The organism is Rhizobium sp. R635, assembly GCF_002211285.1.
Classification (GTDB): Bacteria; Pseudomonadota; Alphaproteobacteria; order Rhizobiales; family Rhizobiaceae; genus Rhizobium.
The window spans coordinates 1-25,352 of the sequence record NZ_LOKX01000021.1 but is presented as its reverse complement, the minus strand read 5'-3'; the positions used below and the strand labels follow the sequence as shown (position 1 = coordinate 25,352).

At 62.1% G+C, this 25,352-nt stretch carries 23 protein-coding genes; 5 read left to right on the top strand and 18 right to left on the bottom strand.

The features are described 5' to 3' along the window. Nucleotides 1–36: 36 nt before the first annotated feature. The 3 genes from ATY78_RS16255 to ATY78_RS16245 form a co-directional block, all read right to left on the bottom strand. Nucleotides 37–1,491, bottom strand: a complete 1,455-nt coding sequence (locus ATY78_RS16255; protein ID WP_088683347.1) for an efflux transporter outer membrane subunit — start codon at nt 1,489–1,491, stop codon at nt 37–39. Between the two features lie 101 nt (nt 1,492–1,592). Further along, entirely contained in the window at nt 1,593–2,861 is a 1,269-nt protein-coding gene (locus tag ATY78_RS16250; RefSeq protein WP_088683346.1) for an ATP-binding protein, read from the bottom strand. A gap of 2 nt (nt 2,862–2,863) precedes the next feature. Continuing rightward, nucleotides 2,864–3,550, bottom strand: coding sequence for a response regulator (locus ATY78_RS16245; RefSeq protein WP_088683345.1), 687 nt, complete (start codon nt 3,548–3,550; stop codon nt 2,864–2,866). Between the two features lie 274 nt (nt 3,551–3,824). On the opposite strand from ATY78_RS16245, the gene ATY78_RS16240 reads away from it, so the two are divergent. Next, nucleotides 3,825–4,856 carry an efflux RND transporter periplasmic adaptor subunit gene (locus tag ATY78_RS16240; RefSeq protein ID WP_245313588.1) on the top strand — a complete coding sequence of 344 codons (1,032 nt, stop codon included), beginning with the start codon at nt 3,825–3,827 and terminating at the stop codon, nt 4,854–4,856. Beyond that, complete coding sequence (locus ATY78_RS16235; RefSeq protein ID WP_088683344.1) at nt 4,856–8,011, top strand: efflux RND transporter permease subunit; 3,156 nt, start codon at nt 4,856–4,858, stop codon at nt 8,009–8,011. The genes ATY78_RS16240 and ATY78_RS16235 overlap by 1 nt, the downstream gene beginning before the upstream one ends. A gap of 694 nt (nt 8,012–8,705) precedes the next feature. On the opposite strand, the gene ATY78_RS16230 is transcribed toward ATY78_RS16235, so the two are convergent. Next, nucleotides 8,706–9,410 carry a GntR family transcriptional regulator gene (locus ATY78_RS16230; protein ID WP_088683343.1) on the bottom strand — a complete coding sequence of 235 codons (705 nt, stop codon included), beginning with the start codon at nt 9,408–9,410 and terminating at the stop codon, nt 8,706–8,708. A gap of 138 nt (nt 9,411–9,548) precedes the next feature. Between ATY78_RS16230 and ATY78_RS16225 the strand changes: the two genes are divergently transcribed. After that, complete coding sequence (locus ATY78_RS16225; RefSeq protein ID WP_088683342.1) at nt 9,549–10,460, top strand: dihydrodipicolinate synthase family protein; 912 nt, start codon at nt 9,549–9,551, stop codon at nt 10,458–10,460. 13 nt (nt 10,461–10,473) lie between these two features. On the opposite strand, the gene ATY78_RS16220 is transcribed toward ATY78_RS16225, so the two are convergent. The 12 genes from ATY78_RS16220 to ATY78_RS16165 all read right to left on the bottom strand — a co-directional run bounded on the left by ATY78_RS16220 (nt 10,474) and on the right by ATY78_RS16165 (nt 21,928). Continuing rightward, the gene (locus tag ATY78_RS16220) at nt 10,474–11,274 is read right to left on the bottom strand and encodes a PhnD/SsuA/transferrin family substrate-binding protein (RefSeq protein ID WP_088683341.1); all 801 of its coding nucleotides are present in this window, start codon (nt 11,272–11,274) and stop codon (nt 10,474–10,476) included. 39 nt (nt 11,275–11,313) lie between these two features. After that, nucleotides 11,314–12,768 (bottom strand): NAD-dependent succinate-semialdehyde dehydrogenase, encoded by a 1,455-nt coding sequence (locus tag ATY78_RS16215; RefSeq protein ID WP_088683340.1) that lies wholly within the window; start codon nt 12,766–12,768, stop codon nt 11,314–11,316. A 10-nt stretch (nt 12,769–12,778) separates the two neighbouring features. Continuing rightward, the gene (locus ATY78_RS16210; RefSeq protein ID WP_088683339.1) at nt 12,779–13,858 is read right to left on the bottom strand and encodes an ABC transporter ATP-binding protein; all 1,080 of its coding nucleotides are present in this window, start codon (nt 13,856–13,858) and stop codon (nt 12,779–12,781) included. Further along, the gene (locus tag ATY78_RS16205) at nt 13,855–14,655 is read right to left on the bottom strand and encodes an ABC transporter permease (protein ID WP_088683338.1); all 801 of its coding nucleotides are present in this window, start codon (nt 14,653–14,655) and stop codon (nt 13,855–13,857) included. Before ATY78_RS16205 ends, ATY78_RS16210 begins: the two co-directional genes overlap by 4 nt. A gap of 1 nt (nt 14,656) precedes the next feature. After that, a complete protein-coding gene (locus ATY78_RS16200) occupies nt 14,657–15,529 on the bottom strand; it encodes an ABC transporter permease (protein WP_088683337.1) in 873 nt (290 codons plus the stop codon). 112 nt (nt 15,530–15,641) lie between these two features. After that, nucleotides 15,642–16,652, bottom strand: a complete 1,011-nt coding sequence (locus ATY78_RS16195) for an ABC transporter substrate-binding protein (protein WP_088683336.1) — start codon at nt 16,650–16,652, stop codon at nt 15,642–15,644. A gap of 48 nt (nt 16,653–16,700) precedes the next feature. Then, nucleotides 16,701–17,024: an NIPSNAP family protein gene (locus ATY78_RS16190; RefSeq protein ID WP_088673801.1), complete on the bottom strand. Its 324-nt coding sequence runs from the start codon at nt 17,022–17,024 to the stop codon at nt 16,701–16,703. 5 nt (nt 17,025–17,029) lie between these two features. Further along, a complete protein-coding gene (locus tag ATY78_RS16185) occupies nt 17,030–18,493 on the bottom strand; it encodes an aldehyde dehydrogenase (protein ID WP_088683335.1) in 1,464 nt (487 codons plus the stop codon). A 4-nt stretch (nt 18,494–18,497) separates the two neighbouring features. Beyond that, nucleotides 18,498–19,538 (bottom strand): LLM class flavin-dependent oxidoreductase, encoded by a 1,041-nt coding sequence (locus ATY78_RS16180; RefSeq protein WP_088683334.1) that lies wholly within the window; start codon nt 19,536–19,538, stop codon nt 18,498–18,500. Then, on the bottom strand, nt 19,535–20,470 hold the full coding sequence (locus ATY78_RS16175) for a flavin reductase family protein (RefSeq protein WP_088683333.1): 936 nt from the start codon (nt 20,468–20,470) through the stop codon (nt 19,535–19,537). The genes ATY78_RS16180 and ATY78_RS16175 overlap by 4 nt, the downstream gene beginning before the upstream one ends. Continuing rightward, complete coding sequence (locus ATY78_RS16170) at nt 20,467–21,309, bottom strand: alpha/beta fold hydrolase (protein ID WP_088683332.1); 843 nt, start codon at nt 21,307–21,309, stop codon at nt 20,467–20,469. Before ATY78_RS16170 ends, ATY78_RS16175 begins: the two co-directional genes overlap by 4 nt. A 16-nt stretch (nt 21,310–21,325) precedes the next feature. Beyond that, nucleotides 21,326–21,928 (bottom strand): amino acid synthesis family protein, encoded by a 603-nt coding sequence (locus ATY78_RS16165; protein ID WP_088683331.1) that lies wholly within the window; start codon nt 21,926–21,928, stop codon nt 21,326–21,328. 321 nt (nt 21,929–22,249) lie between these two features. On the opposite strand from ATY78_RS16165, the gene ATY78_RS28210 reads away from it, so the two are divergent. Beyond that, the gene (locus ATY78_RS28210; RefSeq protein WP_141105646.1) at nt 22,250–22,489 is read left to right on the top strand and encodes a hypothetical protein; all 240 of its coding nucleotides are present in this window, start codon (nt 22,250–22,252) and stop codon (nt 22,487–22,489) included. Then, nucleotides 22,486–22,857: a hypothetical protein gene (locus ATY78_RS16155; protein WP_210191803.1), complete on the top strand. Its 372-nt coding sequence runs from the start codon at nt 22,486–22,488 to the stop codon at nt 22,855–22,857. The genes ATY78_RS28210 and ATY78_RS16155 overlap by 4 nt, the downstream gene beginning before the upstream one ends. A 38-nt stretch (nt 22,858–22,895) precedes the next feature. Here ATY78_RS16155 and ATY78_RS16150 read toward each other — a convergent pair whose 3' ends face one another. Both ATY78_RS16150 and ATY78_RS16145 read right to left on the bottom strand, forming a co-directional pair. After that, on the bottom strand, nt 22,896–23,591 hold the full coding sequence (locus tag ATY78_RS16150) for a GntR family transcriptional regulator (RefSeq protein ID WP_088683328.1): 696 nt from the start codon (nt 23,589–23,591) through the stop codon (nt 22,896–22,898). 135 nt (nt 23,592–23,726) lie between these two features. Then, nucleotides 23,727–25,097 (bottom strand): FAD/NAD(P)-binding protein, encoded by a 1,371-nt coding sequence (locus tag ATY78_RS16145; protein ID WP_088683327.1) that lies wholly within the window; start codon nt 25,095–25,097, stop codon nt 23,727–23,729. Nucleotides 25,098–25,352 lie beyond the last annotated feature (255 nt).

Genomic DNA, 25,352 nt, shown 5'->3' with positions numbered 1-25,352 from the left:
TCCCTTGACCTCTGAAGCCAGGGGGCAGGCCGGCGATCAGCCCGACTTTGCCGTCCGCTTGGAGGCAAGCGGCTCCGGTGAAGGCAGATAGCCGGCGCCGATGGCGACATAGAGATCGACATAATCCTTGGCGACCTGCTGCACGGTGGCCGCCAGACTTGCCTCGGCATCGGAGACCGAGCGCTGCGCGTCCAGAACATCGAGCAGCGACGAGGCGCCATCCCTGTAGCTGGTTGTGGAAAGCGCCAGCGATTCCTGCGCCGTCTGCACCTGTCTGCGCAGCGGCTCCAGCGTCCGCGTGTCGTGGCGAACGGCGGACAACGCGTTTTCGACCTCTTCGACGCCGTTCAACACCGCCGCTTTCCATGCCAGATATTGGGTCCTGGCATCGGATTTCTCGATGTCCACATTCGCCCGCAATTTGCCGCCATCGAAGATCGGCAGGTTGAGTGTGGGCCCGAAAGACCAGCTGGTCAGGCTTGCGCCGCTGGCGCCTGACGATTTGACCCAGCTCGGCGAAATCGAGCCGGAGAGCGAAATCGACGGGTAGAGCTGTGCTTCGGCTGCGCCGATATCGGCGACCGCGGCCGCCAGCTCGCGTTCGGCCTTTCTTATATCGGGACGGTTGCGGATGAGATCGGCCGGGATACCGGCGCGGATGTCGCCCCGGAAGACCGGCTGGCCTGTATTCTTGCGCAGCTCGTCCGTCAGCGAAGCCGCCGGCATTCCGAGCAAGGTGGCAATGTGATGGGCCGATTCGGTAAAACTCTGTTCGAGGCCCGGAATGTCAGATTTTGTCGACTGTACCAGGCCCTCGGCCTGAACGACGTCGAGCCGGGAGGCCGCACCAGCTTTCAGCTGCAGCTGCGTGAGTTCGTAAGTCTGCTGGCGGGATTTCAAGCTCGCCTGTGAGAGCGCGATGCGCTCCTGATAGTAGCGGGCGTCGATATAGCTCTCGACTAGGTCTTTCAGGAAGGTGAGCCTAGCATTGTCGGCCGTCGCATAGGCAGCCCCCAGCGAGGCGATGGCACTTTCCCTTGAGCGACGGTACTGGCCGAAGAAGTCGAGCAGCCAGGAAAGGCTGGCCTCGCCGCCTGTGGTGTTCGTGGTGCCGACCGTCGTACGCAACCGCCCCTTCTCGCCGGACAGGGTATGCGATCCGTCGACGGTCAGGCTCGGCAGAGCGCTGGCGCCGGCAACCGTGACGTTGGCGGAAGCCGAGTTGATGCTTTCGAGCGCCTGCAGCACATCGAGGTTCTCGCTGAGGCCGTGAACGACCAATCCGTCGAGCTTCGCGTCGCGATAGGCGGTCCACCATTGCTCCGTCACGACATTGCCGTTGCTCTTATTGCTCCCCTCTTCGAATTTCGCCGGAAGCGGCATCTGCGGAGGAACGTGGTCCGGGCCGCTGACGCAGCCCGCCAGCAGAAGGGCGAGAGCGGATACGGCGTAGCGGAGGAATGATAGTCTTGTGTGAAGCGACATACTCACTGGCGAGCCTTCCGAACCTGGATCGAGGGTTCAGGCTTAGCGACGCCAAGGTTAATGGCGGTTAAGAAACTGTAAAGTTAGGTAAAATCCCGGCAGAAGGATCAGGGCTTTCTGGGCAGCTCCAGGGTGATCGCCAGGCCACCCGCCTCCGGCAATGACGCATGCACGCGCCCGCCATGGCGTTCGATGGCCTGCCGGGTGATGGCGAGACCGAGACCATATCCGCCTCTCGGCACGGCATCCTTCCCGCGTGAAAACGGCTGGAAGATCCGTTCGAGTTCATCCCGTTTGACGCCTGGCCCCTGATCCGTGACGCAGATCTTGAGGCGGTCGGCCGCCGTCTCGCAGGACACCGAGATGAACGAATGATCGGCCGTATATTTGACGGCGTTGCGGACGACGTTTTCGAGCGCCCTGTAGATCAGCTCGCCTTCGACCTCAGCCCGGAAGATGCCGTCGACGCTCGTCGTAATCGAGACCTCCCGTGCCTGGGCTTCGAAGGCCGCATCGCCGAGGATTTCGTTCAGGAGTTCGATGACGTCGAGGGTCTGCGTCTTCAGCGGCAGGCCGGCCCCCGCCGTCAGCCTCGCAAGCGTCAGAACCTCTCCCACCAGCGTATCGAGCCGTTCGACCTCCCGGTCCATGCGCTCCAGCATGGCGCCGAGTTTGGCCGGGCTCTGCCGGAGCACGCCGACGGCGGCCTGCAGGCGGGACAAGGGCGAACGCAGCTCATGGGAAACGTCATGGAACAGTCTCTGCTGCGCATCCTGAAGCTCCTGCAGCCGTGCGGCGGTGGAATCGAAATCATGCGCCAGTGCTGTGACCTCGTCCCTGCGCCCCGCCATCTTATCGCCGATACGGACGTCGAAACGGCCGTGGGCAAGAGCACTCAGGCCGTCGCGAAGGTGGACGACGGGACGAATGAGGTATCTGGCGAGTGCGGCCGCTGCGACCGTGCTCGAAACGAAAATCGAAAGCCAGGGCACCAGCAGGGCCAGATTGTCCATAATGTTGAGAAGGAAGCTCGGTTCCGGCGCCACGGAGATCCGGTAGCAAATGCCATCCTTCAGGACGGACCTCGTCTCCGCCGTGCCTTCGCCTGCGCACACGCTTGGACCCGCTATCTTCGAAAGCGTCAGCCCAAGCGGCGCCGTCACCTCACTTGTGCGGATGAAGCGCTGGGCGGCCTCCTCCCCGTCCCTTGTGAGCACGTTCGCCGTCAGATTCAGAATGGTCGCACGCTCCTGATACTCCCGATCGCGGCCGGGAGGCGGGATCTGAAACAGGTTGACGATCACGATGATGACCGTGAGCGTCGTTGCAAGCGTCAGCCAGATCGTCGCGAAGAACTTCCAGAAAAGCCGGGGCATGATCAGTCCACGAGAAGTTGATAGCCCTGGCCGCGAACGGACTGGATCCAGGATTGACCGTCCTCCCGCAGCCCGAGCTTCTGGCGAACGCTGCTGATATGGACGTCGATCCGGCGATCGAACGGGGTGAGCGGCTTGCCGAAGGCCCGCTTCGAAATATCCTGTTTCGACACCAGCTGGCCGGCGCTGCGGGCGAGAACTTCGAGCAGGCTGAACTCGGTGCCGGTCAGCTCCAAAGTCTCACCGCGCCATTCAGCACTTCTGCTGCCGGAATGGATCACGAGCTGCCCTGCCTTTACCGTGTCTGTGGACATGCCTGTTGCCGGCTGGCCCACGCGCCGCAGGATGGCGCGCAGCCTCGCGGCAAGCTCGCCCGGCGAACAGGGCTTCGGCACATAGTCGTCGGCGCCGAGATTGAGACCGGATATCCTGTCCACGTCATCGCCTCTTGCCGTCAGCATCAGGACCGGAACCTGGCTGAGCTTCCTGATCCTCTGCAGCACTTCGATGCCGTTCATGCGGGGCATCATGATGTCGAGCACGATGATGTCGACCGTATTGCCGGCAGCCGCGGCAATCGCGGCGCGGCCGTCCGTATCCGTTACGACGTCATATCCTTCCTCGACCAGATATTCCTGCAGAAGCGTCGTCAGCTCGGCATCGTCGTCGATGAGGAGAACCTTGTTCATTCGCGTTGTCCGTCATTAGTCCCGGCAAGCCATACAGCACAAACACCATCACGCGGCCAAGTTTTACCCAACTTAACACTAACTTGACCGCACTTAACGTTCGCCCCGTTACATACCTGCCATGACATCGACGCGCGCCGAAACCCGGTTGCCGTGCATGAGCGGCAATCCTTCGTCGAATTGGCGCCGACCGGGAAAAGGCGCCGATGCCTTGACCACAAGGAATGCATCGTTGAGAAAAACTTCCAGACTATTCGCCTCCGCCTTCGTTACGATGGCGCTGTTTGCTCCCCTCCGCAACGCCATGGCGGAACCGGCCGCGGCGACCGCCCTCACCGTCTCTTTGACGGCGCCGGCTCAGCGGGAGTGGTCCGAGACCGTTCCCGCGAGCGGGTGGCTGAAACCGTGGCAGGAAGCGGTCATCGCCTCCGAGACGAGCGGGCTGCGCATAACCGATGTTCTGGTCGATGTCGGTTCCGTCGTCACCAAGGGCCAGACACTCGTGCGGCTTTCCCAGGAGAGCGTGCTCGCCGATCTTCGCAAGCAGGAGGCCGCCGTCGCGACCGCCAAGGCAAGCCTCTCGAAGGCCAAAGCCAATGCTGACCGGGCGCGACAGCTCCAGCCTTCAGGGGCGCTCTCCGACGAGAAGATCGTCGAGTATCTCGCCGACGAGCAGACGGCGACGGCAAGTCTTACATCCGAAGAGGCCGCGCTCGACAGCGAAAAGATCAAGCTTGCGCAGACGACCATTACCGCCGTCGACGACGGTCTCATCACGTCGCGTTCCGCCGATCTCGGCGCCGTCGTCTCCGCCGGCACGGAACTGTTCCGCATGGTTCGCCAGCAGCGGATCGAATGGCAGGCCGAGGTTTCGGCACGTTATCTCCCGCGTATTTCGCAAGGCCTGAGCGTCCAGGTCAACGGCCCTGAAGGCCACGCCATCGAGGGCAAGGTGAGACTTGTCGGGCCATCGGTCAGCACCGACACCAGCCGAGCGATCGTCTACGTCACGCTGCCGGACGACACCCGTCCGCGCACGGGACTTTACGTCACAGGCAACATCGAGTTGCAGACCTCCCCGGCGCTGACCGTGCCCGAGACCGCAATCGTGTTCCGGGACGGGATCAGTTACGTCTTCACCGCGAGCGAGGATCAACGGGTGCAAAGGGTCCGGGTGGAAACCGGCCGCCGCAACGATGGCGAGGTGGAAATCGTCTCCGGCATAGATCGGACATCAAAGGTGGTGACCTCGGGCGGCGCATTCCTCTCGGACAATGACCTCGTGAAGATCGCGGAGAAAAACTGATGAATTTTTCCGCATTCTCGATCCGCAACCCCGTCCCGGCAATCTTGCTGTTCGTGATGCTGACGGTCGGTGGGCTCTTGGCCTTCAAGACCCTGGCAGTCCAGAACTTCCCCGATATGGACCTTCCGACGATCAGCGTCACGGCGACGCTCGACGGCGCGGCGCCGACACAGCTCGAAACCGAGGTCGCCCGCACTATCGAGGATAGTCTCGCCTCTCTCAGCTATCTCGACCACATCACCACGACCATCACCGACGGCACCGTCTCGATCAAGGTTTCCTTCAAGCTGGAGAAAAACAGCGAAGCGGCGCTCAACGAAGTCCGCAACGCCGTCGACAGCGTCAAAGGCGATCTTCCCGCACAGATGGAAACGCCAAGCGTCACCAAGGTCACGGTCCAAAGCTCCGCGCTGGTCACCTATGCCGTCCGCTCGACTGCTCTCAACGAAACCGAGCTTTCCTGGTTTGTCGACAATGATCTGACCAAGGCGCTGCTCTCGGTGCCCGGCGTCGGACAAGTCAACCGCATCGGCGGGATCGACCGCGAGGTTCACGTCGATCTCGACCCCGCGACGATGGCGTCGCTCGGCGTCACCGCGGCGACCGTATCGTCGCAGCTGAAGGCCGTGCAGGCGGATACGTCGGGCGGCCTCGGCGAAATCGGCTACACCCGTCAAACCCTGCGCACGCTCGGCGCTCTGCCGTCGGTCGAGGCCCTGAAAGGACTGAGAATTCCCCTGGCCAACGGCCAGCAGGTTCGCCTCGACGAAGTCGCATCGGTGACGGACAGTTTCGCCGAGCGGTCCTCGATGGCCTATCTCGACGGAAAGCCGGTGATCGCGGTCGAGATCAAGCGCTCGAACGGCTTTTCCGACAGCGGTGTCGCCGGCGATGTCGACAAGGCGATCAAGCAGTTCGCCGTCAAACATTCCAATGTCCAGATCGACGAAGCCTACAGCACGATCGGCCCGATCATCGACAATTATGACGGTTCGATGCACATGCTGTTCGAAGGGGCGATCCTGGCGATCATCGTCGTCTGGCTCTTCCTTCGCGACTGGCGCGCAACGATCCTATCGGCCGTGGCGCTGCCCCTGTCCGTGATTCCGACCTTCCTGGTCATGTACCTCTGCGGCTTCAGCCTTAATATCATCACGCTGCTGGCGCTGTCGCTGGTGGTCGGCATCCTGGTCGACGACGCCATCGTCGAGATCGAGAACATCGCCCGCCACCTGCAGATGGGCAAGCGGCCGATCGATGCCGCCCTCGAAGCGGCCAACGAGATCGGGCTTGCCGTCATCGCAACCACCTTCACGTTGGTCGCGGTCTTCCTGCCGACGGCCTTCATGAGCGGTATTCCGGGGCTTCTGTTCCGCCAGTTCGGGGTTACCGCCGCCGTTGCCGTCCTCGCCTCGCTCGTCGTCGCGCGCCTGCTGACGCCGATGATGGCCGCCTATTTCATGAAGGCCCATCCGAGCGAGGAAAAGGACGGCCGCATCATGCGCGCCTATCTGGCCATCGTGAAGGCCGCCATGACCCGCCGCAAGACCACGGTGGCCGTGACCGCCGTCATCGTGGCGCTTTCCCTTTCCACCATTCCCCTGCTGAAATCCGGCTTCCTGCCCGCCTCCGACGACGCGCGGACCCAGATCACGCTGACCATGCAGCCGGGCGCCACCATAGAGCAGACCGATGCGGCGACCAGGAAAGCCGCCGACATCGTCGGCAAGCTCACGGACGTCACCCGTGTCTTCTCCTCGGTCGGCTCCACATCTTCGGGCGGCGGCGGCCCGGACGCCAGCACCACGAGCAGCGTCAATTCCGCCACGATCGTCGCCGTGCTGACGCCGATCGGCGAGCGTGACCGCAAGCAGTCGGAAATCGAAAACGATATCCGGCAGGCTCTGTCGGTTCTATCAGGCGTGCGCGTCGCCGTCGGCGGCGGCGCCAACGGCACGAAGCTCGAAATCACCCTTGCCAGTGACGATGCCAACGCCCTCGATAGCGCAAGCACCGCGCTCGAAGAACAGCTCCGCACGCTGAAAGGCATCGGAGCGGTCACATCGACCGCGGCAAGGCAGGCGCCCGAGATCCAGATCACGCCCGATTTTGCGCGCGCCGCAGCGCTCGGGGTGACGTCGAGCGCTATCGCCGAGGCCGCGCGCGTAGCAACGAACGGCGAATATTCCGCCAGCCTGCCGAAGCTCAACCTGCCGCAGCGTCAGGTTCCGATCGTCGTCCGCTTCAGCCCGGAGTCCCGCACCAGTCTGGACGATATCAAGAACATGCGGGTGGCGGGCACGAACGGCAATGTCGATCTCGGATCGATCGCCGATATCCGGATCGGCGGCAGCCCGTCCGAAATCGACCGCATCGACCGGATGCGCAATGTCACCGTGTCGGTCGAACTCAATGGCCGCATCCTCGGCGACGTCAACCGCGAGGCACAGGCGCTGCCGGCGCTCCAGCATCTGCCATCGGGCGTGACACTCGTCGAACAAGGCGAACTTCAGCGCAGTTCGGAGCTGTTCCAGAGCTTCGCGCTGGCCATGGCGATCGGCGTGTTCTGCATCTACGCGGTCCTCGTCCTGCTGTTCCACGACTTCCTGCAGCCGCTCACCCTGCTGATGGCCCTGCCGCTCTCGCTCGGCGGCGCGCTCGTGCCGCTGGTCTTGACCGGAACCAGTTTCTCGATGGCCGCCGTCATCGGGCTGCTCATGCTGATGGGCGTGGTGACGAAGAACTCGATCCTGCTCATCGAATACGCGATCATGTCGCGCCGCCAGGGCATGCCCCGCTTCGATGCTCTCGTGGATGCCTGCCACAAGCGCGCTCGGCCGATCGTCATGACCACCATCGCCATGGCATGCGGCATGCTTCCGGTCGCCCTCAGCCTGACCGGCGGCGATTCGAGCTTCCGTCAGCCGATGGCGATCGTCGTGATCGGCGGCGTGATGATGTCGACGCTGCTGAGCCTCATCGTCATCCCCGTCATCTTCACCTTCGTCGACGACCTGGACGAAGCGCTCAAACGGTTGCTGCGCCGGATCGGGCTGGCCCAGGAAATCACTGAGGATAAACCGCAAGCGTCCAACGATCACGCGGCGATCGCCTTCAAACCCGAGCAATCGAAGCGAGGACACGGTCAGAGATAACCTTATCGCGAACGATCGGCCAGATGCACCGCGCCCGATACGGGCCTTTCATGGCGACTTTCATGGCAACCTCTTCGGTCAAATTCCCTCCCCCGGAAGGAGACCGCGGGACGTATATCCCCCGCAGGCGGCCTCGCGCCGCCTGCGCGTCCTGCCGGCAGCGCACCTCGCCTGCGCCGCGGAAAGAACCTTTACCAAACTTTACACTTCCTTAACCGCGCTTAACATCCGAACAGCTATTAGAGTTCGACCTCATTCAATCCGGAGTGTCGTGTGTCCAAGGCACATCGAAATATTCCCTATCGCCGTTTCGCGGAGCGGAAAACTATACACTCCGAGACATCGCGGCAAATTCTCAGTTCAAATTTGTCATTTTATTATTATTGTACTTTTCTATACGCTGGAATTATTAGCGTTACTCAGATTTTCATTAGAAATCATTGCATCTCAGTTGCCGGCCTTTTAAACCTTAGAATTCACTCAGGTCGCGCAGACAATGTTCGCATAGAGCACGGTGCTCTATCTGACGACATTTCAATTGGAGGAACGGGGTGATCGATCACATGCCCTGGTGATCAGGGCATGGTTGCCGGACAGATCGAACAGCTCAATAGGTTTTGCACGGCGCCACTCCCTTGCTCTTGCCGGTGTTGCCACGACATGCGGTTTTCCTGTTTTCCTGCGTTCGGCCACATCAAGATAGGCTGATCGCCACCGGCCGGTCGAGGTCGCGGGCGATATAGTCCTGAATCTGGCGGACGATCTGCCCGGCGTGGGCGATTGCCAACCGGTCGGCACGATCGGCATCGCCCGCTTCGATCGCGGCGATGATTTCCTCGTGTTCGTCGACATATTGGCGCGGCAGGCGGTCGTCGAAGGTCGAATAATACAAGCGAAGGATGCGCCGGCCTTCGTCGAGCAGCCTGGCGAAGAAGGCCGTGTAATAGGGATTGCCGGCAAGCTCGGCGATCGCCACGTGAAATTCGCGGTTCGCCTCGATCATCGCATAGGCATCGCGGGCGGCGACCGCATCGGCGAAATCCTTCTGGTGCAGGCGGATGGTCTTCATGATTTCGTCATTTCGCCTCTCGGCGGCCCCGCGCGTCGTGACCCGGTACATCAGGGTCAGCGCTTCGAAATAGGTGGGCAGGCCCGCGAAATCGATCGGCGCGACGATCGTGTTCCGGTTCGGCAGGGTCGTGACCAGCCCATCGGCGGCAAGCCGTAAGAGCGCCTCGCGAATGGGCGTCCTCGACATGCCGAAACGCTCCGACAGCCGCACCTCATCCAGCGGACTGCCAGGTTCCAGCGCCATCGACAGGATTTCCCGGCGCAGCGTGACATAGACGCTCTGCGTGCCGGAACCGCGCACCCGCACATTTTCCGCGTCGTTCTGCATCCGTCTCTCCCCTTCATGAGAGCCTTGTATTGTGTTTTGGCCGACTTCCGCAACGCCCAACGAATTTGCGAAATCAAGGTGATTGAGTCTTGTCGACAGTTTGTATATAAGGAACCGACTTTAACGGAGGTTCGATCGATGACAACAGGATGGAAGGGCGTATTTCCCGCCGTAACGACGCAATTCAACGAAGATCTGTCCGTGGATCTTTCCGCGACCCAGCGCGTCCAGGACGCGCTCGTCAACGACGGCGTCAACGGGCTGATCGTCATGGGCACCTGCGGCGAGAACAACTCGCTCGATCCCGATGAGAAGCGCACGATCCTCAAAGCCGCCGTCGAGGTCGTCAACGGCCGCGTTCCCGTCGTGACGGGCGTCTCCGAATTCGACACGCGCCGCGCCGTCGCCTATGCCCGCGACGCCGAAAAGCTCGGCGCCGACGGCCTGATGCTGCTGCCGGCCATGGTCTATGTGCCGAAGCCGGAAGAGCTGATCGCGCATTTCCGCACCGTCGCCGAAGCGACCTCGCTGCCGATCATGCTCTACAACAACCCGCCCGCCTATCGCGTCAACATCGGCGCCGACGTGCTGAAGGTGCTCGCCGACGTGCCGAACATCAAGGCGGTCAAGGAAAGCGCGCCTGATCCGCGCCGCTTCACCGATCTCATCAATGAATTCGGCGATCGTTTCGATATCTTCGCGGGCCTCGACGACGTCGCGCTCGAAGGCCTGATGCTCGGCGCCAAAGGCTGGGTCTCCGGCCTCACCAGCGCCTTTCCGGAGGAATCCGTGCAGCTCGTCGCGGCCGCCGAACGCGGCGACTGGGAAGAGGCGCGCAGGATCTACCGCTGGTTCATGCCGCTTCTGCATCTCGATGCCGAACATGACCTCGTGCAGTCGATCAAGCTGGCCGAACAGATCATGGGCCGCGGCTCAGAGCGCGTGCGCATGCCGCGCCTGCCGCTTTCCGGCGCGCGGCGCGCCGAAGTCACCGCCATGGTCACGAAGGCCGCCGTCACGCGTCCTTCGAAACTCGGCAAGGCCGCCTGAAGTCGACGATGATCTACGTCACCCCGACCTCGGCGAAATCGCCGGCCAATGATAGAAGCGGCTCGTAATCGGCTTCGGAAAGCACTGCGAAATCGACGAGGCCGAGGGTGGCGCGCGTGGTGGCGAGCGATGGCTCCCTGATGGCGGTATCGAGTCCGCTTCGCAGGAGGTGGATTCTCTCGTCCGACGCATCGCCTGAGGTGATGAACGGCAGGCCGGGGCCTTTAGGCGTTTCGGCGATGATACGAATGCCCTCGATTTGGCCGGGATCGAAACGGCGGATATTGGCGTAGGTGATGCAATCGATCGCCGCGCTGTCCGCTCGGCCATCGGCGACGGCGGCGATGCTGCCGCCGTGGCTGCCGGTTTCGATGATCCGGCCGAAGAACCGGCCGTCGCGGCCAAGCGGGGCGACTGCTGCGCGAAAGAGATTGCTGCCGGAATTGCTGTCGGGGCTGTTGATCGCGGCGGTGGTGCCGCGAAGGTCCTCAAGCGAGCGAAGCGGAGAGCCCTCGCGGACGATGATGAAACTGCGCATCAGCGGGCCGTCGCAGCCGGGATGGCCGTAGACGGGCGTCGCCACCAGGCGAACTCTGCCCCGCAGGCTGCTTGCAAAAGGATAGCCGCATGTCTGCGAAAGGAGAAGATCCGGCCTCAGCCAGGCTTCCTCATATGGAACCGTCTGATCGAGCTTCTCGGGCAGATCCCCGAGGCCGGCTTGCGAGAGATATTGCCGGAGGAACGACCAGAGTTCGGCCGTCGCATCCGCGAGTGGCGTCGACGTGACATACATGGCGATGCTGACGAGAGGCATTCCGGTCTTTCCTGCGGCGAAGCGCAGGCATCGACCAGATCAGGCGATGCCGCCCAGGCATACATATTTGAGTTCGGTATATTCGTCCAATCCGTGCCTCGACCCCTCGCGGCCGAGACCCGACATCTTCACGCCGCCGAATGGCGCTTCGGCGGTGGAAACGAGACCGGTATTGACGCCGACCATCCCATATTCGAGTGCTTCGGCCACACGGAAGACCCGCGAGAGGTCACGCGCGTAGAAATAGGAGGCGAGCCCAAATTCGGTGTCGTTCGCCTTTTCGATGACATCCTGCTCGTCGCGGAACCGAAAGAGCGGCGCAAGCGGCCCGAAGGTTTCCTCGCGCGCCACCTGCATGCCGGCATCGACGTCACGCAGAACCGTCGGCTCGAAGAACAGGCCGCCAAGTGCGTGGCGCTTGCCCCCCGAAACGACGCTCGCACCCTTGGCGACGGCATCGCGAATATGAGTCTCTATCTTGGCGACGGCGTTGTCGTCGATGAGCGGACCAAGCACGACGTCGCGCTCCAGGCCATTACCGACCTTCAACGTCGCAACCGCCATCGCGAGCTTGGCGGCAAAGGCCTCGTAGACGCCGTCCTGGACATAAAGCCGGTTGGCGCAGACGCAGGTCTGGCCGTTGTTGCGGAACTTGGCGATGATCGCGCCCTCGACGGCAGCATCGAGATCGGCATCGTCGAAAACGATGAAGGGGGCATTCCCGCCAAGCTCGAGACCGAGCTTCTTGATCGTCGGCGCGCATTGCCGGTAAAGCAGTTCGCCCGTGCGGGTAGAGCCGGTGAAGGTCAGGACTCTGATGTCGCGGCTTGCGGTGAGAACCCCGCCGATCGCAGCCGCATCGCCGGTGACGATGCTGAGGAGGCCCGGCGGCAGGCCGGCGCGCTCGGCGAGAACGGCGAGCGCGATGGCCGAGAACGGCGTCTGCGGGGCAGGTTTCAAGACGACGGCGCAGCCGGCGGCAAGCGCCGGCCCGACCTTGCGCGTGACCATCGCATTCGGAAAATTCCAAGGCGTGATGGCCGCCACCACGCCGGCGGGCTGGCGCATGACGAGGAGGCGCTTGTCCGGCTGATGTCCCGGTATGATCTCGCCGTTGATGCGTCTTGCTTCCTCGGCGAACCATTCGATGAAACTTGCGCCATAGGTGATCTCCCCCTTGGCCTCGGCGAGCGGTTTTCCCTGCTCCAGCGTCAGGATCATCGCCAGATCGTCACGGTTCTCGATCATCAGACGGTGCCACGCCTTGAGAATGGACGCGCGCTCCCCGGCCGTCTTCTTCGCCCAAAGCTTCTGGGCGATGACGGCCGCCCTGATGGCCGCCTCCGTCTCCGCGGCGCCGAGATCGGGGACCGCGCCCAGCGCCTCGCCCGTCGCCGGGTTGCGGATCACCGTCGCTTGCCGGCCTTCCGCTTCGATCCAGCGATCGGCAACCGGGCATGCCTGACGGAACAGCGAGGAATCAACGAGCTTCATAAGACGACTTTCAGCAGAACACGTGAGCGGCACCGGGATCGAAGTCCAGATGCACCGTATCGCCGCGGCTGAGCCCGGTGATCGCTTCGTGACCGAACGGCAGGCGAACCGAAAGCGCCTCGCCCGTCGCCGTTTCGGTCGCGACGTGGATGTTGTTGCCGAGGAAAGTGATGTCGCTGACCGTTGCGGCAAGACCGGTTCCATCAGCCTGGGCTCGTGACAGCCGAATGCGCTCCGGCCGCAGCATCAGCGCTGCCCGGTTGCCGGAAGCGCCCTTCCCGTGCACCGGAATGCGGTTGAAGACGGTCCCGCCGCCGAGCGAAATCGTCGCCTGTCCGTCGGATGACGAAAGCAGATCGCAGGAAATGAAGTCGCTGTCGCCGATGAATTCGGCAACGAAGCGGGTCTTGGGATTGGCGTAGAGTTCGGGACCGGTTCCGATCTGGTCGATGACGCCCTTCGAAAAGACGGCGATACGGTCGGAGAGGCGCAAGGCCTCCTCCTGATCATGCGTGACGTAGAGGATCGTCACTTCGGTCTGCTGGTGGATGCGGCGGATCTCGTGCTGGATTTCCTCGCGCAGCTTCTTGTCGAGCGCCGACAGCGGCTCGTCCATCAGCAGCACCGGCGGATCATAGGCAAGGGCCCTGGCCAGCGCGACGCGCTGCTGCTGACCACCCGACATTTGCGCGGGCTTGCGATCCTCGAAACCTTCGAGCCGAACGAGGCGCAGCATCTCCCTCACCTTGCTGTCGATCTCGGCTTTGGACTTGCGCCTGACCTTCAGCGGAAAGGCGATGTTTTCGCCCACCGTCAGATGGGGAAACAGGGTGTAGCGCTGGAACACCATGCCGATATTGCGCTTGTGCGACGGCGTGGCGAGCAGGGTCTTGTCCTCCAGCGTAATGTCGCCTTTCGTCGGATTGTCGAATCCCGCCAGAATGTAGAGCGTCGTGCTCTTTCCCGATCCCGACGGCCCGAGAAAGGTCAGGAACTCGCCGCGCCGGACGTCGAGAGTGACATCGTGCACGGCGACGACTGCGCCGTATTCCTTGCGTATACCGCGGATCTGAAGGAATGGTTCGTTCATTGTTTCAGTACCTTACGCACGACGGCAACCAGGGCCATCAAGATGATCGTCAAAAGGATGAGAAGGGTCGACGCCGCGGCGACGACGGGCGTCAGGTCTTGCCGCAGCGTCGCCCATACTTTCACGGGCAGCGTCTGCAGGGTCGGGCTGGACATGAAGATCGCCACCACCACCTCGTCCCAGGATGTCAGGAACGAGAAGACGGCGGCCGAAAACAGCCCATGGCTGATCGCCGGAAGCGTGACCCTGATCTTGGCTTCCAGAGGAGTGGCACCACAGAGAACCGCCGCGTCCTCGATCGACTTGTCGAAACCCTCCAACGCGCCCGATATTGACAGGATCGAGAAAGGCAGCGCCAGCACCAGATGCGAAATGACGAAGCCCGTCAGGGTGCCGCCAAGGCCGATCCTCAGGAAGAAGGCATAGAGGGCGACCGCGAGAACCACGACCGGCAGGATCATCGGGGTCAGGAACAGCGCTTTCAGCGTATCGCGGAACATGAAGGAACCGCGCACCAGCCCGAAAGACGTGACAAGCCCCAGCAGCACCGACAGAACCGTCACGATGACCGCGATCTTCAAGCTCGTCAGAGCCGATTCCAGCCAGCGCGGATCGGCGAAGAGCTCGCCGTACCATTGAAATGTCCAGCCCGGCGGCGGAAAGATCAGCCATTGCGACGAGCCGAAAGACAGAGCGGCGATGAAGACGATCGGCAACAGCAGGAAGGCGGCCGTCAGAAGCGTTATGCCGAGAAGGACGTATTTCCACCAGCCGAGACGGTCGAAATTGAGCAACATATCAACGTCCTCCCTGGTTCTGGTTGCCTAGGAAATGCAGCTGCACGGCATAAAGCGACAGGGTCACCACCAGGAGGACCAGCGCCGCGGCACCGCCCATTCCCCAGTTGACCAGCGACTGCACGAACTGCGCGATCAGCTCTGCGAGCATCATGTTTGCCGTACCCCCGAGAAGCGACGGCGTGACGAAATAACCAAGCGACATGACGAAGACCATCAGGGCGCCGGCCGCCAAGCCGGGTGTGGCCAGCGGCAGGAGAACACGCGTCAGGCACTGCCAGCGGTTGGCGCCGCAAAGGGCCGCCGCCTGCAGGATCGACGGGTCGATCTTCTTGATCACGCCGTAGAGCGGCAGGATGATGAAAGGCAGCATGATATAGGTCATGCCGATCGTCACGCCGGTCAGATTGTTGACGAGCGCTAAGGGCTGGTCGATCAGGCCCATTCCCATCAGCATCTTGTTGATGAGCCCCGTCCGCTGCAACAGCACCATCCAGGCATAGGTGCGGGCGAGCAGATTGGTCCACATCGACAGCAGCAGGATCGCAAAAAGCACCGAGGTCAGCCGTCCGGGCATGATTGCGAGCGCCCAGGCCACGGGAAAACCGATCAGCAGGGAGATCACCGTGACGAGACCCGAGACGATGAAGGTATTGGCGAAAATCTTGAGATAGGTCGCCGACCCGACCAGCTGCGCATAGTTGCCCAGGCCCGGCACGGGTTCCAGCACGCTTCGCAACAGAAGTATCGCCACCGGCACGATGAAGAAGATGCCGACGAAGGCGAAGGCCGGAGCCACCGCGCCAAAACCTGTTTTCCTGCGCACCTTTGGCAAAGGCGCAATGATGCCGGAGGCATCGCTATACGTCGACATGACAGTCCTTCCCACCCGTCAATTTCCGCGGGGCGCCAAGGTGCTAACAATTAGCCCGGCGTCGCGGGGGGCACGGCGACCTTCGCCGTGCCCGTTCGCCTCGAGTTTCAGCTTATTTCGCCTGCCAAGCGTACCACTTCTCGCCGATGGCATCGCGGTTATCCGCCCAGTAGTTCATATCGGCGTTCACCTGGCTTGCCGTCTGCTGGTCCGGCAGGGTCTTGGCCGTTTCCGGGTCCATCAGCTTGGCCGAGTCGAGGTTGATCGGCGCATAGCCGGTGGCTTTTGCGAGGGCCGCCTGCGGCTCGGCCGAAGTCGCCAGTGCAATGAACTTCATCGCCGCTTCCAGATTCGGCGAGCCCTTCGGCACGACGAGGGCATCGGCAGCGGTGATGTTCTGCTCCCAGGAAGTTTCAACCTTGATGCCGGTCGCGGCAAGCGCCGTCATGCGGCCGTTCCAGACGCTGCCGAAGGGCGCTTCGGCAGATGCCAGGAGCTGCTGCGACTGAGCGCCGCCCGACCACCAGATGATGTCGGACTTGATCGTGTCGAGCTTCTTGAAGGCGCGGTCGAGATCGAGCGGATAAAGCTTGTCGGCAGGCACGCCGTCGGCCAGCAGCGCCGCTTCGATCACGCCGGGAGCCGACCACTTGTAGAAGGTGCGCTTGCCCGGGAATTTCGCCGTGTCGAACAGGTCGGCCCATGTCTTCGGGCAGGCTTTGACGGCATCGGCATTGCAGCCGATGACGAAGGAATAATAGAAGCTGCCGACCGAATAATCGGTGACGAAGCGCGGGTCGAGCTTGGATTTGTCGATGACGGAGAAGTCGAGCTTCTCGAGCTGGCCGTTCTTGCCGGCCTGGGCGGCATAATCGCCTTCGACGTCGACGACGTCCCAGGTGACTTCGCCAGCCTCGACCATGGCCTTGAGCTTGCCGTAGTCGGTCGGGCCGTCCTGCACGACGGTGATGCCGGTCTTCTCGGTGAACGGGCTCGCCCATGCCGCCTTCTGCGCATCCTGGGTCGTTCCGCCCCAGCTCGAGAAGACCATGTTGTCGGCCTTGGCCGGCGCGGAGACCGCGACGAATGCGGCAACCGCCGCGAAAGCAAATGTCGTTTTCATGTTCCCTTATCCCTGTTCTGGTTTGTCCTACGGGTATGCCTTATGCCGTCAGTGCGCCTCGCCCCTGGGAGAAAAGCTTGCTGGCTTCATAATCTTGTTTTCCGCCACCTCGATGAGATCGCGAATCTTGGGCAGGAAGGCCTGCCACCGGGGGTCGGCCAAAAGCCGCTGGCGTCTCGCCTCCCGGTCATCCAGGCTTGTGAAGGCCCAGATGTGGACGATTTCGTTGATCGTCCCGATCTCCGAGAAGAAGTAGCCGACCAGCGCGCCGAGATGGCTCTTCTGGATCTCGATCCCCTCTTCCTCCACAACCTTGAGATATTGCGGGATCGTGCCGTTCTTCAGCCGATAGGTGCGGATTTCGTAAAACATCGACGCTACCTCATCACGAAGGGATCGGGGATCGGATCGTCCGAGGTCCTGAGCCAGATCGTCTTGGTGCGGGTGTAATCGAGGGCTGCGGCCATGCCGCCTTCCCGGCCATGGCCGGACAGGCCGAAGCCGCCGAAGGGCGCGATCGGCGACACGGCGCGGTAGGTGTTGACCCAGACGATGCCGGCGCGGATGCCCTTCATCAGCCGGTGCGCCCGGGTGAGGTTCTGGGTAAAGAGCCCGGAGGCGAGGCCGTAGCGGGTATCGTTGGCAAGCCGCAGCGCCTCGGCCTCGGTTTCGAACGAGACGACCGACAGGACCGGCCCGAAGAACTCCTCGATCAGCGAGGGCGACGCGACCTCATCGCAATCGAGGATCGTCGGCGCGAAGTAAAAGCCTTCGCGGTCGATCTTGCTGCCGCCGGTGACGAGACGGGCGCCGCTTTCGATCGAATTGGCAACGAGCGCGCCGATATTGTCCTGCTGGCGCTTGGTAGCGAGCGGACCGACCTCCGTCGCCATGTCGAGCGGCGCGCCGATCCGGATCGCCTCGGCCTTCTCGCGCAGCAGGGCGACGAATTTGTCCTTGACGCTGCGTTCGACAATCAGGCGCGATCCGGCAACACAGCTTTGTCCCGTTGCGGCGAAGATGCCGGCGACCTGGGCGTTGGCGGCACTTTCGAGATCGGCATCGGCGAAGACGATGAAGGGCGACTTGCCGCCGAGTTCCAGCGATGTCGAAGCGAGGTTTTCGGCCGAGTTGCGAACGACGTGCCGCGCAGTCTCGGGACCGCCGGTGAAGGCGACATGCGCGACCTTCGGATGGCGGCCGAGCGCCGCACCGCAGGAGGCACCGAAACCGGTGATGACGTTGACGACGCCGGCGGGGAAGCCCGCTTCATGCACGAGACGCGCAAATTCGAGAAGCGGGGCCGGCCCGTCTTCCGAGGCCTTGACCACCATCGTGCAGCCGGCGGCGAGCGCCGGGCCGATCTTCACCGCAGAAAGGAAAAGCTGGCTGTTCCACGGCACGACCATGGCGACGACGCCGATCGGCTCGCGGCGAAGCCAGACATCCATGTCAGGCTTGTCGATCGGCAGGTAGGAGCCTTCGATCTTGTCTGCAATGCCGGCATAGTAGCGATAATATTCGGCAACGTAGGCGATCTGCGCTGATGTTTCGCGGATGATCTTGCCGGTGTCGCGCGTTTCCAGCTCGGCGAGCACCTGCGCGTTGGCGGCGACGAGGTCGGCGAGCTTATAGAGCAGCTTGCCGCGCTGCGTGGCCGTCATCTTCGCCCAGGGGCCCTCGTAGAGCGCCCTCTCGGCAGCGTTCACGGCCCGATCGACATCGCCTTCGCGCGCTTCGGGCATTTCAGCCCAGATCGCGCCGGTGGCCGGATCGATGCTCGGATAGCTCGCTTCACCATCCGAGAATTCGCCGTCGATGTAATGCTGGAAACGCCGCATGGTCCTACTCCTGAAATGCCGGCATGACCTCGGCGATGAAGCGTTCGAGCGACGCCTTCTTGCGCTCGAAACTCATGCCGGTGTCGATCCAGAAGGAATATTCGTCGTAGCCGAGGGCTTCATACGCCTTGAGCCTGCTGATGACGGTCTCGGCATCACCAACGACATTGTTGGTGCGCATGACTTGATCCGACAGCATCGCATTCGCTCTGATCTGCTCGTCCGGAATCCGTTCGATCAGCCCTTGGGTAATCGGCTTCTCATTCTTGAACCAGGCGAAGAAGTAGTTGTAGTAAACGCTGAGTTCATGAGCCGCCTGGGCGACGTCTTCTTCCGACGAGCCGACATAGGTGTGGCGCAGCAGCATGATCTTCGGCCGCTCGACATCGGGGTTTTTGGCGCAGGCATCATTGAAGCGGTCCATCAGCGACTGGACTTCGTCGTCACCCTGCCAGAGCGGCGTGACCTGGACGTTGCAGCCGTTGGCGACGGCGAATTCGTGCGAATTCGGATCGCGCGCGGCCACCCAGATCGGCGGGTTCGGCTGCTGCAGCGGCTTCGGCGCCGAGGTGGTCGCGGGGAACTTGAAGAACTCTCCGTCATGGGCGTAGTCGCCAGCCCATATGCCCTTGACCGCCGGGACGAGCTCGCGCATGCGCTGGCCGGCACCCCAGGCGTCGAGACCCGGCAGCAGGCGTTCATATTCGAAGGAATAGGCGCCGCGCGCGATCCCGATATCGAGCCTGCCGTCGCAGATGATGTCGGTCATGGCAGCTTCGCCGGCAAGCTTGATCGGATGCCAGAAGGGAGCGATCACCGTTCCCGTCCCAAGCCTTGCCCGCGACGTGCGGCGCGCAAGATCGGCAATGGTCACGAACGGGTTGGGCGCGATGGTGAAATCCATGCCATGGTGCTCACCCGTCCAGATCGCATGCATGCCGCCCTTGTCGGCGATCTCGCAGAGCGCGACGAATTCCTCGTAGAGGCTCTTGTGGCTCTGGCTGGCGTCGAGCCGTTCCATATGGACGAAGAGGGAGAACTTCATGCTTTTGCGCCCTTGGCTGGAATGGGATGAACTTTGCCGCCGGTCTCGTCGCCGAAATAGACGCCGAAATTGCCGATCGAGCTTTCCATCGCGAAGCGGTTGACGATGTCGGCGGTCGAAGTGGTCTTGAACTTTGCCGCAGCCAGTGCGTCAGGTTTCACGAACCTGCCGCTCGCCGGCTCCCCATCGCCTGCGACAGCGTGGTAGACGATATGCTGCTTGCCGTCGCTCTTGCCCTCGTAAACCGAGTAGAGAAAGCCGATGCTGACCTTCAGCCCGGTGAGCGTCTCCAGATATTTTTCCAGCGCCTCGGTCGGGTTGCCGTCATGAGCGTCGATGCTCGGGAGAGCGAACACGTCGTCGCCGAGGAGCAGGACTTCTCCGCGGCGTTCGACGACGGCCGCAAGTTCGATATTGCCTTCGGCCGCGGCGGAAACCGCCTTGCTTGCGAGCGTCGGCGTGAAGTAGCCGCCGCGGGCATAGCCGAGACCGTTGCGGCCGCTATTGTCGAAGGATTCGATGCGTCCCATCAGGATGACGTGGTCGCCGGCCTCGATGACCTCTTCCATAGCGCATTCGAACCATGCCGCGACGTTCGAGAAGACTGGGCAGCCAGCCGACCCCTTGGCCCATTCGACCGCCGCAAATCGGTCTTCAACGGGGCGTGCGAAGGTATTCGACACGTCCTTCTGCGTTTCCGACAGCACGTTGATCGCGAAATGCTGCGCGCCGGTCATGGTCGCGAAATTGCGCGAGGTCTTGGCAAGGCAAACGAGAAGCAGCGGCGGGTTGAGGGAGACCGAGGTGAAGGAATTCGCGGTGAACCCGATCGGATTCCCCTCGCCGTCGCAGGCAGTGACGACGGTCACGCCGGTCGGGAAAGCTCCGAATGCATCGCGCAATGCCCTGGGATCAACAGTCTGGATTGTCATCGTTCATCCTCCCCGGACGACAGCCACTCAGCGAGCAGCGAATTGACGATATGAGGCGCGGTCAGGTTCACCATATGACGATGCCCTTCCACGATGCGGACCCAGCCCTTCGGCGCAAGCGCCGCCATTTGCTCCGCCATCAAGGGCGTCGAATTCGGGTCATCGGAGCCCGTCAGGAATAAGGCCGGGCCTTGAACGTCCTTCCAGCCATCGGCATAGGTCTCGTCTCCTCCGGCGAAGGCGGCGTAAGCAACAGCATATCCCTCGGGATCGACGAGGTTGAGCCACTTTCGCGTCAATTCGCGCGCGACGTTGCTCTCCGGATCATCGCCGAACCAGCGCGCCAGCGGACCTTCCTTGTCCACGCCGGTGACCGGAATGGCCGCAGCCCGCGCGAGCACGGCAGCTTTCGCTTCCGGGTCGCGCCTGTAGACGCCGTTGAGATAAGCGACGCGCTTGATGCGCTTGCCGAAGGTCGCGGCCGCACCTCCCGATACCAGTGCGCCCATCGAGTGCCCGGCAACATTGGCCGTATCGATTGCCATCTCGTCGAGAAACCGTCCGAACCAGGCGACAAACTCCTCGAGCGGGCTGCCGACCGGCAGCTTCGCGCTCTCGCCGTGCCCCGGCATGTCGACCGCGATGACGCGATGGCCCTCGGACAGCGCTGCAATCTGCGGCGCCCAGGCTTCGAGCCGCATGCCGACACCATGGATCAGAACCAGCGGCTCGCCGTTGCCGGCCTCGTGATAGGCCGTTCCGCTTGCCGTCCTCTTGCGGGGCAGAGCACCGGCGGCCTTCGCTGCAGCGGTGCCTGAGATCGATCCGGCCGTCAGCATGTCAGAGCCCACCCTTTCAAACGCCCGCCGGATTGGCGACGTCCTGCCCCAGGTCCTTGAGATCCTGATAGCGGTCGCCGATGCGGTGATGCGGACGCCCGCCCACCGAAGCGCCGAGAACCACGACGATCTCGTCGGCGGCAGGCGCGTCGGGGATCGACGTCTGGATGGTCAGATAGTGCGAGCGGCGGCCTTCATCGTTCTTGTCCATCAGCGGGATCATGATCGGCGCATTGGCCGGGCCGCGCGTATTGCAGAAGGCAAGATAGGATTTCGCGCCGACGGCCTGACGATAGAAATTGCCGAAGCGCAGCGTGTGGATGAGCGCGGATGCGTGCTCGATCTCACCGTTGAGGCCGACGACGGCCGCCTTTCCATAACCTTCGACAGCTTCGCCGGAGCCGACGGCGTCGATGATCATCTTGGTCAGCAATTCGCCGAGAATGGGAGCGGCTGCGTGGATTTCCGGCTTGAGGTCTTCGACGAAGCCGCGCCCCGCCCAGGGATTGTTCACGACCGCGAAGGCGGTGAAGAGCTTGAGCGGCACCGCAGCGGCCTTGCCGCCCTCGATCAGCGTCGTTTCGATCTGCAGTCCCGTCTTGCGAATTTGAATGGCCATCAAACACCTCATTTCTCAATTTCGTATTATGGTATACCATAATATCTGAGTGTCAAGTTCGTTCCCGGAAACGATGGGGATTTGAGTGCGCTCCTAAATAATTCCTTTAAAAGACAAATGCTTACTAGCTAGGTCGATTGCACCCAGAGTTTGCGACATCCCAGTTTATATGATACCGCCTGATATATTATTGATTATGGCATACCATCACATTGAGCAAAGTTGAGTGTCAAGCCGAAAGGCCGGATTCTTCTGAGAAGCCCATCCCGTAATGCGGTAAGATCGTGTGACAGCGACCGCAGGTCGGGAGAGGCAAAAGCAGTGTCATCAATCAATCCCGAACTTTTCCGCGCATCGCCGGAAGCGGAAATCCACGTTCATCTCGAAGGGTGCTTTGATGTCGAAACCCTTGTTCGATGGGCTGGCAAAGCCAATGTTCCGCTGCCCCGTCCAGCCGATCGCCTGTTCGAGTTTCAGGGGCCTGCTGATTTTCTGCACTTTCTGGACCAAGCTTATCGCGGCTTCGCCACGGCAGCCTGGCAAGGGGCGTCTGGCCTTTGAAGCGCGTTGCCATCTTCGATGTTGAGAGAAGGTTGCCGGTTTGGCATGCGATGTCGGACCTGTTTCTCGACACCGAATTGGAGACAGGCGACTATCGCCGGATCGCCGGGGTGCTCAAGATATCCGGGTACTCGCTTGCAGAGCTCCGGTTGATCCTCGAGGATGAGGTGGCTCCGGCCTTTGCATCAAATCTTCTGTCCGTCGCAGGAGAATGGGCGGGTTGGAGCGAGAACGATGTTGAAACCATCATGCTCCAATCGCTGTCGCGACGACGTGTTTGGCTCATGTCATGGCTGAAACGGTTAGTGCATCGACGTTACGTCAGACAAGCGTGGGAGAAGATCGAGCAATTCCTCGAACAGGAATGATGCCCGCCTCCCACCATATCGCGGCGGTTCCGCCGCGCCTATTCGGCGGACTTCTTGGCCGACAGCACGGCTTCGGCAATCGCGCTGGCGGCGGCGACGTGATCCATCGCGGCCCGCTGGGCTCCCTCGCCGTCGCCGCGGCGGATGGCGTCGATGATCTTCGACATCTGCGCCGGCCCTTCGATGCCGCGCCTTTCCGTCTTGATCGTCATCGAACGCAAGTGGTTAATGCGCACGGTGAGAAGGTTGACGACGCCCCAGGCGACGTGCCTGTCGACCATCGTGAACAGCGTCTGGTAGAAGGAAGAGGTGTTTGCCAGCACGCCCGCCATGTCGTTGTCACGATAGCTGTTGCGTATTTCGTTCAGGGATTCTTCCAGCGCGGCGACGATCTCGGGGCTGCTGTGCTCCGCGCAGAGCCGCGCCGCCATGCCTTCGAGAGCACCGCGGATCTCATAGATCTGCTTGGCTTCCTCGATGTCGAGCTGCGCGACGATCGGCCCCTTGTTCGGCAGATTGGCGACCAGCCCTTCCGATTCCAGATGCCTCAGAACCTCGCGCACGACCGTGCGGCTGACGCCGAGCTGGGCGCAGAGGTCGCGCTCGACAAGCCGGTCTCCGGGACGAAAATATCCGTTGACGATCGCCTCGCGGACCTTGTCGAGCGCCAATTCCCGCAATGTCTTTGCAGGACGCTCGACCCTGATTGCTGCGTCCTTCAGAGCGCCGCTCATTCTGCACCTCAGTGTTGACCGGCTTCGCACGTTGCCGCAGCCGAATTCGAAATCGTATTATGGCGTACCACGCACTGTAGCTGTGGGCGGCCGGCAATTCAACAAGCTCCGAACCGACCCTTGGGGATAGCCAGTCTATGCCTCGGACGCCGGGCACTTCGCGACGATCTCTTCGACCACGGCTTTGGCCTGCACCCGAATGTCGGGGACGGCCGTAATTTCCCAGAATTGCCCCGCCGTCAAGGCGCCGACGGCAAACAGCCGAGCGGGCGAGATCCGGGATGGCGCCACCACCTCGGAAGCAGCATCCACCTGAATCCCGAGACCGAGAGGATCGGCGGCGATCAGCTGAAACCGGCTCATTTCCTGCAAAAGCGGTGAATGACTGATGCCGGCGCGCTCCATCCCCGTGCAGTTGACCAGCCAATCCACCTTGATTGCGTCGAGATCGCGTGTCGCCCTGACCCTGTATCCGGCAACGAGCCTGCCCTCCCCGGCCTCGAGCGATTTCAGGAAGCCGGCATGGAAACGAACCGTTCCGTCCGAGACAAGTTTGTCGAAGCTGTCGAACACGTCAGGCGCGACCCGGTGACGGTGGATGTTCCACCAGGGAAGCGCATGCCTGAGAAAACGAGCCCGCTCCTTGCTGGAAAGCCGTTGCCAGAGAGCCTGCGTTTGAGGCCGCAAGCCATCCATCACGCTTCGCCAATCGTCGACCGCCCTGCTCTTTTCCCGCAAGCTCTTCAATATGCCGCTGATCGTCGCCGGAAGCGCCTCGACATCGATCGGCAGAGGTGCGGGCGGTTTTTTCGCATGCCCGAGGGGCGCAAGACCGCGGCGCGAAAGCACGTCGATCCTGCCTCTATGGCCGTGAGCGCGAAGGGCGAGAACCTGATCGATCATCGTCAGGCCGGAGCCGAGAATGCAGACCGCATCGGACGATGCGACACGCCTCAGCCAAGAGAGCCGCCACGGGTTCTCGACGATCCGCGATCGCACCGATGACGGCACGCCGGCCGGATCGACCGGCAGGCTGGCGTTGCCGACACCAAGGCAGAGCACCACGTTCTTTCCGGCAATCTCGTCGCCATTGCCGAGATGGAAGGCCAGAGTGCTGCTGTAACGTTCCACGCATCCCGCCGCCTTGGCCCTGATGAAATCGACCCGGCAGCGACCGTCCCGCTTTCGCAGCAGGTGCGCGAGCGTATCCCTGACATAGAGGCCGTAATCGCTGCGCGAGGCGAAATCGCCTGCCTGCAATCGGCGTCCGCGGCTTTTCAGCCAGTCGACGAAATCGTCGGGCTGATGCGGCAACAGGCTCATACGGCCCGCGGGCACGTTGAGGCGATGGAGATAAAGCTCCGTCCGGTACGCCGTCCCGCGGCCGAAGCCGGGGTCGTCGCCAATGACCGCAACCTTCGCCGAAGCGGGAAGCTGCTCGATGAGATTGCAGGTCACTGATATCGCCGAAAAACCGGAACCGACCACGATAACGTCGTATATCATCGCATTCTCCCTGACATTCCGCAGCGCCTTGGTTTCTGCCGCTCACTCGTCCTCGGGATCGTGCGAGCGGCAGAATCACGAAAACAATTATCTCTATAGTCTATAAATATAGTTTGTTATTTCTCCCGCTAGGACGAATCGACATTCATCTGAGCCAGATCATCGCTGCGACGAGATATACGCAGCCTTTGAAGTGAATGGTTCTGCGGTCATAACGTGTGGCGAAACGACGGAAGTGCTTCATTCGGTTGAAGC

Excerpts from the sequence above, each read along its gene's own strand:
- ATY78_RS16250 (WP_088683346.1), bottom strand. The coding sequence starts at position 2,861 with ATGCCCCGGCTTTTCTGGAAGTTCTTCGCGACGATCTGGCTGACGCTT.
- ATY78_RS16245 (WP_088683345.1), bottom strand. The coding sequence starts at position 3,550 with ATGAACAAGGTTCTCCTCATCGACGACGATGCCGAGCTGACGACGCTT.
- ATY78_RS16240 (WP_245313588.1), top strand. The coding sequence starts at position 3,825 with ATGGCGCTGTTTGCTCCCCTCCGCAACGCCATGGCGGAACCGGCCGCG.
- ATY78_RS16235 (WP_088683344.1), top strand. The coding sequence starts at position 4,856 with ATGAATTTTTCCGCATTCTCGATCCGCAACCCCGTCCCGGCAATCTTG.
- ATY78_RS16230 (WP_088683343.1), bottom strand. The coding sequence starts at position 9,410 with ATGCAGAACGACGCGGAAAATGTGCGGGTGCGCGGTTCCGGCACGCAG.
- ATY78_RS16225 (WP_088683342.1), top strand. The coding sequence starts at position 9,549 with ATGACAACAGGATGGAAGGGCGTATTTCCCGCCGTAACGACGCAATTC.
- ATY78_RS16220 (WP_088683341.1), bottom strand. The coding sequence starts at position 11,274 with ATGCCTCTCGTCAGCATCGCCATGTATGTCACGTCGACGCCACTCGCG.
- ATY78_RS16215 (WP_088683340.1), bottom strand. The coding sequence starts at position 12,768 with ATGAAGCTCGTTGATTCCTCGCTGTTCCGTCAGGCATGCCCGGTTGCC.
- ATY78_RS16210 (WP_088683339.1), bottom strand. The coding sequence starts at position 13,858 with ATGAACGAACCATTCCTTCAGATCCGCGGTATACGCAAGGAATACGGC.
- ATY78_RS16205 (WP_088683338.1), bottom strand. The coding sequence starts at position 14,655 with ATGTTGCTCAATTTCGACCGTCTCGGCTGGTGGAAATACGTCCTTCTC.
- ATY78_RS16200 (WP_088683337.1), bottom strand. The coding sequence starts at position 15,529 with ATGTCGACGTATAGCGATGCCTCCGGCATCATTGCGCCTTTGCCAAAG.
- ATY78_RS16195 (WP_088683336.1), bottom strand. The coding sequence starts at position 16,652 with ATGAAAACGACATTTGCTTTCGCGGCGGTTGCCGCATTCGTCGCGGTC.
- ATY78_RS16190 (WP_088673801.1), bottom strand. The coding sequence starts at position 17,024 with ATGTTTTACGAAATCCGCACCTATCGGCTGAAGAACGGCACGATCCCG.
- ATY78_RS16185 (WP_088683335.1), bottom strand. The coding sequence starts at position 18,493 with ATGCGGCGTTTCCAGCATTACATCGACGGCGAATTCTCGGATGGTGAA.
- ATY78_RS16180 (WP_088683334.1), bottom strand. The coding sequence starts at position 19,538 with ATGAAGTTCTCCCTCTTCGTCCATATGGAACGGCTCGACGCCAGCCAG.
- ATY78_RS16175 (WP_088683333.1), bottom strand. The coding sequence starts at position 20,470 with ATGACAATCCAGACTGTTGATCCCAGGGCATTGCGCGATGCATTCGGA.
- ATY78_RS16170 (WP_088683332.1), bottom strand. The coding sequence starts at position 21,309 with ATGCTGACGGCCGGATCGATCTCAGGCACCGCTGCAGCGAAGGCCGCC.
- ATY78_RS16165 (WP_088683331.1), bottom strand. The coding sequence starts at position 21,928 with ATGGCCATTCAAATTCGCAAGACGGGACTGCAGATCGAAACGACGCTG.
- ATY78_RS16150 (WP_088683328.1), bottom strand. The coding sequence starts at position 23,591 with ATGAGCGGCGCTCTGAAGGACGCAGCAATCAGGGTCGAGCGTCCTGCA.
- ATY78_RS16145 (WP_088683327.1), bottom strand. The coding sequence starts at position 25,097 with ATGATATACGACGTTATCGTGGTCGGTTCCGGTTTTTCGGCGATATCA.